Source organism: Massilia sp. NBRC 108631, from assembly GCF_059704565.1.
Window position 1 is genome coordinate 24,210 of record NZ_BAAKJE010000266.1, and the last position, 7,745, is coordinate 31,954.

Below are 7,745 nucleotides of genomic sequence, written 5' to 3' on the forward strand. Positions count from 1 at the left end.
TTTGTTCAACTAAATTCTGGGGGAACGACATTTTACACGCGTGCGTTACAGGTCCGCGAAAAGATCGCCCTGCTGCGGCTGGCGTGTTGCGGATTGGAGCAGGCCCGGATCGTCCATGCTGGACAGGGCGCTGATTTTCACGCCCAGCAGGCGCAGGCGCTGCTCCAGCGGCACCCGCCGCAGGCATTCGCCGGCGGCGCGCCGAATGGCGGCCGCGTCGGCCGTGGGCGCCGGCAGGGTGACGTCGCGCGTCACCCGGCTAAAGTCCGAATAGCGCAGCTTGATGCCCACCGTGCGGCCCACGTAACGCTTGCGTTCCAGGTCTTCGCCCAGGCGCTGGCACAGGCGGGTGAAGATGTCGGACAGCGCCTCGCGGTCGTGCTTGGCGTGCAGGTCGCGCTCGAAGGTGGTTTCGCGGCTGATGGACTTGGGCTCGTGGCTGGTGACCACGGCGCGCTCGTCCAGCCCGTGCGCGATGCGCTTGAGCCAGGTGGCATAGTTCAGGCCGAAATGTTCCTGCAGCAGCGCGTCGTCGGCGGCGGCCACCTGGCCCACGGTGTCGATGCCGAGCGCGGCCAGCCGGGCGTCCGCCTTGGGACCGATGCCGTTGACCTTGCGCACCGCCAGCGGCCAGATGCGGGTGCGCACGTCGTCGTGCGAGACGACGGTCAGGCCGTTGGGCTTTTCCAGGTCGGAGCAGATCTTGGCCAGCAGCTTGTTGGGCGCGATGCCGATCGAGCAGGACAGGCCGGTGGCGTCCTTGACGGCCTGCTTGATGCGCAGCGCCAGTGCGCGCGTTTCCTCTTCATGTTCGCTCAGGTCGATGTAGATTTCATCGATGCCGCGGTCTTCGATATGGGGCGCGATCTCGGCCACGGCGGCCTTGAACAGGCGCGACAGGCGGCGGTAGGAATCGAAGTCGGTCGGCAGCAGCACCGCGTCCGGCGCCAGCGCGGCCGCTTTCATGGTGCCCATGGCGGAGAACACGCCGAGCGCGCGCGCCTCGTAGGTGGACGTGGTGACCACGCCCCGCCCCACGTAGTCGCGCAGGCGGGAGAACTTGCGGCTGCCGTCCGGCAGCAGCACCGGCTGGTGGCGCGAGCCGCCACCGATCACCACCGGCTGGCCGCGCAGTTCCGGGTAGCGCAGCAGCTCCACGGACGCGTAGAACGCATCCATGTCGAGGTGGGCAATGCGGCGCGTTTCGGCCATGGCGGAGACAGGACGGGCAAGGACGGTGATTGTAATACTGTAATTATATACAGTATCCAGCGCCATTGCCATGACGGCCGGGTTTGTGTTTTCATGTGGTTCTCTTGCCAACTACTGAACAGGCCGGACCACATGAAACGCGTACTGATGCTGTTGACCCTGGCGCTGTTGCCCTTCCTGTCCCACGCCGCCGCTCCTGCGGACCAGCAGGCGATCGAGCGGGCCGTGCGGGACTATATCGAATCGCAGCACAAGGCGGACCCCGCACTGATGGAGCGCGGGCTAGACCGGCAACTCGCCAAGCGGACTTACTGGCAAGCGGCGGATGGGACGGAATTCGTCATGCAGACGGATTACGAGACCATGCTGCAAGTAGCCAGGACTTACAACAAGGATGGCAACAAGTTTCCGCCCTCCCCGCGCGTGGACATCAAGATCCTGGACATCGACAAGCGCGTCGCCACGGTGAAACTGACGGCCGACGAGTGGATCGACTATATGCACCTGTACAAGAACCAGCGCAGCGAATGGAAAATCATCAACGTGCTGTGGCAGTACCACGATGAAAAGCGGCAGACCAGCCGCAAATAATTAAAACCAAACTCAAGCATGGCGCGCGCTAAAGCTGCGCAACCATTCCGCGCTCGCCTCGTCGGCCGGGAAGAAGGCTTCCAGCCGCAGTTCGTGCACGGTGACGTCGTGCGGCGTGCCCAGCGTGGTGATGGTGGTGAACAGGTTCAGCGCCACGCCGTCCTTGCGGATGGCGAGCGGCAGGAAGGGCAAGGCGCGGCGGTCGAAGTCGGGAGCCAGTCCGGCGGCGCCCGCGCCGGCAGCCCCGGGCCCGGCACCCGGCAGCGCTGACAGCGTGCGCAGCTCGGACAGCAGCGTGCTGGCCTCGCTGCCGGGACCGTCGCTCATGGCTTCGCGCTGTATCCAGTGCAGCAGGTCGGCGCCGACCTCTTCCCAGTTCTGCAGATAGGGCCGCAGGCCGTCCGGCGCCAGCGTCAGCTTGAGCACGTTGATGCTGCCGTCGCGCGGGATCTGCGCCTGGTCCGGCATGCCGAGCAGCCATTTGAAGAAATGGTTGGCGGGCTCGTTGCTCATCACCAGGTTCCACAGCCGGTCCACCACCAGCGCCGGATACGGCGCCTGCTGGGCCAGCATGAAATCGAGCGCCCGCTTGACGGCGCGCAGCTCCGGGTCGTCCATCTTGCGCTCCTGGTAGGCCGGCGCGTACCCTGCCGCCAGCAGCATCACATTGCGTTCGCGCAGCGGGATGTCGAGCGCCATGCCCAGCTTCAGTATCATGTCGCGGCTCGGCTGCGAACGCCCGCTTTCCAGGAAACTGATGTGGCGCTGCGAAATGCCGCTCTCGGTGGCCAGCCGCAGCTGGCTGTGGCCGCGCTTGCCGCGCCAGTAGCGCAGCGCAGCCGCGAAGTCGCTGAAGTACTGGCCGGGTGCGGCGGCGCTCATGCGGGCTCCGAGATGAATTCGAGCAGGTCGCCGTTGACACGCCCCATGTGAGTCACGAACATGCCGTGCGGCGCGCCGTGGTACACCTCCAGCCGGGCATTGGGCAGCAGGGCCGCCGTGCGGCGCGCCGTCAGCTCCAGCGGCGCGCTGACGTCCAGGTCGCCGGCAATGAGCAGCACCGGCACGGCGATGCCGGGCAGTTCGGGGCGGAAGTCGGCTTCGGTCACGGCGCGGTTGCATTCGCGCAGCGCCAGCGCCGAGGTGCCCAGCGCCAGTTGCCGCAGCCAGCCGGCGAGGGCGGGCGAGGTTGCCGGCGTCAGGAAGGGCGGCGTATTGTGGTCCAGCCATTGCGGGAAATCCTTGCCCAGCAGCTCGTTGCGGAAGTAATCGAGCAGCGCGGGATCGAAGCCGTCCGGGTTGTCCGGCAGGCGCTGGACTACCGGCGTCATGGTGCCCAGCAGGGCCACGCGCCGCACCCGCGCGCTGCCGTGGCGGCTCAGGTAGCGCACGATTTCGTTGCAGCCCATGGAGTGGCCCACCGGCGTCACGCCGCGCAGGTCCAGCGCCTCGATCACGGCGGCGATGTCGCCGGCCAGCGTGTCGAAATCGTAGCCGCGTCCCGGATCGCTGGAGCGGCCATGGCCGCGCCGGTCGAAGGCCATCACGCGCAGCCCCTGGCTGTGCAGCGCCAGCATCTGATAATTCCAGGCGTCCGACGGCAGCGACCAGCCGCCGACGAACAGCACCGGCTCGCCGCCCGGCTGGTCCCAGTCGCGGTAGAACAGATCGGCGCCGTCGGCGGTGCGGATGAAACCGGGTGCGGCGATGCGGGGGGCGTCGGGCTGGCTCATGATGGTCTTCTTGTCTGGTCTGCGGGCTCAGGCCTGGTTCAGGAAGCCGGTGACCTTCACCAGCCGGCCATCGTCGCTGACGGTGGCCACGTCGGTGCCGCGCGCCACCGGCTCGGCGCCGGGCACGCCCAGCGACCAGGAGAAGCGCACCACGTCGTTGTGGCCGTCAGGCGTACCGTCCAGCACGAACCGCATGCCTGGGAAATGGCCTTGCGCCGCGCCTATCATGGCGTCGATGCCGGTGTGGCCGTCGCCGCGCATCATCGGGTCGAGGTAGCTGGCGTCCAGCGTGAAGGCGCAGGCCACTTTTGCGCGGCGGGCGGACGCGTCGCGCTCGTTCCAGGCGGACAGGTATTGTTCAGCGATGTGGGCTGGGTTGTGCATGGCGATCTCCTGTGGGTTATGTCGCTATCGACAGAACCATTGTCCCGAAAGCTGCGCCGCGCGGCGATTACGTCCCAGGTAATCAAGACCGTTTCACCCCGGCCAGTACCACCACCCCGCCCAGCGCCAGGCTGGCCGCCACCAGGTAGATGCCGATGGCGGGGCTGCCGGTGGCGTCCTTCACCGCGCCCACCAGGTAGGGGCTGACGAAGCCGGCCAGGTTGCCCACCGAGTTGATCAGCGCAATGCCGGCCGCCGCCGCCGTGCCGCCCAGCATGCCGGTCGGCAGGCTCCAGAAGATGGGAAAGGTGCTCAGGATGCCGGCCGTGGCCACGCTCAGCGCCAGCATGGCCGGCCAGGTGTCGTGGCCGTACCAGGTGCATGCGGCGAGGCCGGCCGCGCCCAGGAAGGCGGCGGTGGCGGCGTGCCAGCGCCGCTCGCCGCTGCGGTCCGAGTGGCGCGCCGCCAGCACCATGGCCAGCGCCGCCACGCCGTAGGGGATGGCGGTCAGCAGGCCGACCTGGAACACGTCGTGCACGCCGGTGTTGCGCACCAGCTGCGGCAGCCAGAAGCTCACGCCGTACAAGCCCATCACGAACAGGAAGTAGACCAGCGCCAGCAGCCACACCTTGCCGCTGGCGAACAGTTGGCGCAGCGGCAGGCGCTGCTTGCCGCCGGCCTCCGCGCCGATGGCGCGCTCCAGGTACTGCTTCTCGTGCTCGCTGAGCCAGCGCGCGCTGCGGATGCCGTCGTCCAGGCGGAACAGCGTCCACACGCCCAGCAGCACTGACGGGATGCCCTCCAGCAAGAACAGCCATTGCCAGCCCTTCAGGCCGAGCTCGCCGTCGAAGGCGCGCATGATCCAGCCCGACAGCGGGCCGCCCACCACGCCGGCCACCGCCACCCCGCTCATGAACAGCGCCACGATGCGGGCGCGGCGTTCGGCCGGATACCAGTAGGTCAGGTACAGAATGATGCCGGGGAAGAAGCCGGCTTCCGCCACGCCCAGCAGGAAGCGCAGCACGTAGAAGCTGGCCGGCGTGGTGGCGAACATCAGCGCGGCCGAGATCAGGCCCCAGCTGATCATGATGCGGGCGATCCAGATGCGCGCGCCCACTTTCGCCATCAGCAGGTTGGAGGGCAGCTCGAACAGGAAGTAACCGATGAAGAAGATGCCGGCCCCCAGGCCGTACACGGTGTCCGAATACTGCAGGTCGGCCTGCATGCCCAGCTTGGCGAAGCCGACGTTGACGCGGTCCAGGTAGGCCGCCACGTAGCACAGGAACAGGAAGGGAACCAGGCGCAGGCTGACCTTGCCGTACAGGGTGTCGGGAGCGATTTTATCCATGGGTAATGATTGCACACTCCGTGCTGTTGCGTGCACTGAGTCCGTGTAGAATCATTGCACAAATAACCATAAAGGAGTGACCTTGAAACTGTCCCGCATCCTGCCGGCGTGCGCGCTTGCCGCTACCCCGGCCTTTGCAGCAGACGTGGCCCCCGTTGCCGCCAAAACCCAATGGCAGGAAACGCGCCACGGCGAAGTCGTGACCGACGACTACCGCTGGCTGCAAAAGAAGGAAGACCCGGCCGTTATCGCCTACCTGAACGCCGAGAACACGTACACCGACGCGGCCACTGCCGCCAGCAAGCCGCTGGCGGACAAGCTGTACGCGGAAATCAAGGGCAGGATGCAGGACGTGGACCTGTCGGTGCCTACGCGGCGCGGCAACTACTACTACTATTCGCGCACCGAGGCGGGCAAGCAGTACCCGCTCAATTGCCGCCGCCGCGCCGGCGCCAATATGGCTTACGACGACAAGGCGCCGGAAGAAATCCTGCTGGACCAGAACCAGATGGCGCAGGGCAAGAAGTTCTTCGCGGTGGGCGCCATCGTGGTCAGCCCGGACGAGCGCCTGATGGCCTACACCACGGACGTGACCGGCTTCCGCCAGTACGAGATGCGCGTCAAGGACCTGAAGACCGGCAAGCTGCTGCCGGCCAGCATGCCGCGCACCACGTCGATCGCCTGGGCCAGCGACAACAAGACCCTGTTCGTGACCCAGGAAGACGCCACCACCAAGCGCTCGGACCGCCTGTTCAGCCTGGCCGCCGGCGGCGGTGCGCCGCTACAGCGCTACCACGAGCCGGTGGAGCAGTTCGCGGTGTACGTGAACCGCGACCGCGACGGCAAGCACCTGGTGCTGACCATGCGCGCCACCGACACCGCCGAGGTGCGGCTGCTGGACGCTGCCAAGCCGAACGGGACTTTCCGCGCCGTGCTGCCGCGCCAGAAGGGCCACCGCTACAGCGTGACGCACCGCGACGGCCGGCTCTACATCCGCACCGACAAGGACGCCCCTAACTTCCGCATCGTGACGGCCCCGCTGGCCGCGCCGCAGCCGAAGAACTGGGTCGAGCTGGTGCCGCATGACAAGGACGTGCTGGTCAGCTCGGCCGACGTGTTCAAGACCCACCTGGTGGTGACGGAGAAGACGCGCGCGCTGAACCGCATCCGCCTGTACAGCTTCGCCGCCAGGACGTGGCAGACGGTGCAGTTCGAGGATCCGGTGTACACGGCCGACAGCGCCGGCACGCCGGACTACACGGCCGGCCAGTTCCGCGTGTCTTACCAGTCGCCGCTGACCCCGCCGCAAGTGCTGGACGTGGACATGAACAGCGGCAAGCGCACCCTGCTCAAGCAGCAAGAGGTGGTGGGCGGCTTCGACTTCAGCCAGTACGAAAGCCGCCGCCTGTGGGCGCCGGCGCGCGACGGCGTGCAGGTGCCGCTGTGGATCGTCTACAAAAAGGGCACGCCGCTGGACGGCAAGGCGCCGCTGCTGCTGTACGGCTATGGCTCCTACGGTGCACCGAACGACGCGCGCTTCTCGCTGGCGCGCCTGAGCCTGCTCGAACGCGGCGTCATCTACGCCGGCGCGCAGATTCGCGGCGGCAACGACATGGGCGAGGACTGGCACAAGGACGGCATGCTGATGAAGAAGAAGAACACCTTCACCGACTTCATCGACAGCGCCGACTACCTGGTGCGCGAACAATGGACCAGCCCGGAGCGCCTGGTGATCGACGGCCGCAGCGCCGGCGGCCTGCTGATGGGCGCGGTGCTCAATATGCGCCCCGGGCTGTTCCGCGCCGCGCACGTGGGCGTGCCCTTCGTGGACGTGATGAACACCATGATGGACGCCAGCCTGCCGCTGACCACCGGCGAATACCTGGAATGGGGCGACCCGAACCAGAAGGCGGCCTACGACTACATGCGCAGCTACTCGCCGTACGACAACATCGAGCGCAAAGCCTACCCGTCCATGCTGGTGACCACCGGCCTGAACGACAGCCAGGTGATGTACTGGGAGCCGGCCAAGTACGTGGCCAAGCTGCGCGCGCACAAGACCGACGCCAACCCGCTGCTGCTCAAAACCAATATGGGCGCCGGCCACGGCGGCGCTTCCGGACGCTACAACGCCATCGGCGAAACCGCATTCCTGCAGGCCTGGATGCTGTCGCAATGGGGCATCACGCAGTAAGGCATAAAAAAATTCTTGCGCAACAAGAATGGGGCGTCTATAATTCGGCCTCCTTCAGACGTAGTGACACACGTCGAAGTGTTCCAGATGGGCGCTTAGCTCAGTTGGTAGAGCGGAGCCCTTACAAGGCTTAGGTCGGGAGTTCGAGCCTCTCAGCGCCCACCATCTAAAGAACACGGATAAATGAAGCCCAGTTGCGAAAGCACGGAGCGGTAGTTCAGTTGGTTAGAATACCGGCCTGTCACGCCGGGGGTCGCGGGTTCGAGTCCCGTCCGCTCCGCCA

General features: G+C 66.6%; 7 protein-coding genes and 2 tRNA genes. 4 read left to right on the forward strand and 5 right to left on the reverse strand.

The genetic code is table 11. From position 1 onward, the window contains the following. Positions 1-45: 45 nt before the first annotated feature. On the reverse strand, positions 46-1,212 hold the full coding sequence (gene dinB, locus AC6H42_RS29250) for a DNA polymerase IV (protein ID WP_497549555.1): 1,167 nt from the start codon (positions 1,210-1,212) through the stop codon (positions 46-48). A 132-nt stretch (positions 1,213-1,344) separates the two neighbouring features. On the opposite strand from dinB, the gene AC6H42_RS29255 reads away from it, so the two are divergent. Further along, the gene (locus AC6H42_RS29255) at positions 1,345-1,803 is read left to right on the forward strand and encodes a nuclear transport factor 2 family protein (RefSeq protein ID WP_057154063.1); all 459 of its coding nucleotides are present in this window, start codon (positions 1,345-1,347) and stop codon (positions 1,801-1,803) included. 12 nt (positions 1,804-1,815) lie between these two features. Here the strand turns inward: AC6H42_RS29255 and AC6H42_RS29260 are convergent, their stop codons facing one another. The 4 genes from AC6H42_RS29260 to AC6H42_RS29275 form a co-directional block, all read right to left on the reverse strand. Next, positions 1,816-2,685 carry a helix-turn-helix domain-containing protein gene (locus AC6H42_RS29260; RefSeq protein ID WP_497549556.1) on the reverse strand — a complete coding sequence of 290 codons (870 nt, stop codon included), beginning with the start codon at positions 2,683-2,685 and terminating at the stop codon, positions 1,816-1,818. Then, positions 2,682-3,536, reverse strand: a complete 855-nt coding sequence (locus AC6H42_RS29265) for an alpha/beta fold hydrolase (protein ID WP_497549557.1) — start codon at positions 3,534-3,536, stop codon at positions 2,682-2,684. The genes AC6H42_RS29260 and AC6H42_RS29265 overlap by 4 nt, the downstream gene beginning before the upstream one ends. Positions 3,537-3,563: 27 nt before the next feature. After that, on the reverse strand, positions 3,564-3,920 hold the full coding sequence (locus tag AC6H42_RS29270) for a nuclear transport factor 2 family protein (protein ID WP_497549558.1): 357 nt from the start codon (positions 3,918-3,920) through the stop codon (positions 3,564-3,566). Between the two features lie 82 nt (positions 3,921-4,002). After that, complete coding sequence (locus AC6H42_RS29275) at positions 4,003-5,268, reverse strand: MFS transporter (protein WP_497549559.1); 1,266 nt, start codon at positions 5,266-5,268, stop codon at positions 4,003-4,005. Between the two features lie 76 nt (positions 5,269-5,344). Between AC6H42_RS29275 and AC6H42_RS29280 the strand changes: the two genes are divergently transcribed. The 3 genes from AC6H42_RS29280 to AC6H42_RS29290 all read left to right on the forward strand — a co-directional run bounded on the left by AC6H42_RS29280 (position 5,345) and on the right by AC6H42_RS29290 (position 7,745). Then, a complete protein-coding gene (locus AC6H42_RS29280) occupies positions 5,345-7,462 on the forward strand; it encodes a S9 family peptidase (protein ID WP_229418092.1) in 2,118 nt (705 codons plus the stop codon). A gap of 89 nt (positions 7,463-7,551) precedes the next feature. Then, positions 7,552-7,627, forward strand: a tRNA-Val gene (locus tag AC6H42_RS29285). 41 nt (positions 7,628-7,668) lie between these two features. Beyond that, positions 7,669-7,745: transfer RNA gene (locus tag AC6H42_RS29290), tRNA-Asp, on the forward strand.